This is a genomic window from Staphylococcus sp. EG-SA-2, assembly GCF_017152085.1.
On record NZ_JACYHC010000907.1, the window covers coordinates 1 to 994 of the forward strand.

Sequence of the window (994 nt, forward strand, 5' to 3'; positions counted from 1 at the left end):
GAAATTGAAACTTTTTAAAACAGATATGGTTTAAGATGAACGGGAAGTTATTAAAATGATATATGTAAAGAAATAAAGTTTTAAAACATTAGTCAGGTAACGCTTGTAAAAGTACATATAAATTTTAGGAGGTTATACATATGAAGGAAAACTTAGAGAAATATATTAGAAGTTTGCCTCTTATAGGTCTGATTATAAGTATTTTTTTAATTATTTTATACTTCTTAATTTATCGAGTAGAAGGAAATTTTTGTGTAATCATTTTGTACTGCTTACTGCCATTATTTGTAAATACGTCACTATATATATTATACGTAATCATCTTTCGATATTTTAAGAAATGAACTGACATCGAATGTCATTTTAAATAACGAATATAGGAACTATTCAAGCTTATGAGGCAAATATGTTTTATAAACTTTTTTAAATTCACTATAGTTTGGATCATGAACCCTAGGAATAATATGAAGTAAATAAACCTTAAGTCTATGTGAATGTTTTTCTAACCCTAAATATCGTATTCACTAAAATAATTTCAACATGTCACAAATAAATCTTAACTAGCGCAAAGGTGGGCGACCAAAGGTTCAACGATGTTAAATAACATTAGAAAATAATTTTAATTGGACTTTAAAAGTTTTTGAATTTAGATAATTGAGTATAAGGTGTTATAATGACATATGTTGCGTAATTAAAATTTATAGCAACAAATTCATTTTAACTATGCTAATAAAAAGATTATGGAAATATTTTGACAAGGAAAGGAGAAGTCGAAATGACATCTTTTTGACATCACTCATAAAAATCAATCGACTTAACTTAGACTTTTATAAAGGTGTAAGACAGGGACTGTTAATGATTATTCCCGCAATAATCGGTTACTTATGTGGTAATTTCCAATTTGGATTATTAGTTGCAACCGGAACACTAGCCCATATTTATGTTTTTAAAGGTCCGTCGCGATCTAAGCTGCGAACTGTAATAATTTGTAATT

General features: G+C 27.4%; 1 protein-coding gene and 1 pseudogene. Both read left to right on the forward strand.

Translation table 11 applies throughout. From position 1 onward, the window contains the following. The first annotated feature begins 140 nt into the window (after window positions 1-140). A complete protein-coding gene (locus tag IDG60_RS22610) occupies window positions 141-344 on the forward strand; it encodes a hypothetical protein (protein ID WP_001621913.1) in 204 nt (67 codons plus the stop codon). A gap of 379 nt (window positions 345-723) precedes the next feature. Continuing rightward, window positions 724-994, forward strand: a pseudogene (locus tag IDG60_RS22615) (FUSC family protein); the annotation flags it as partial.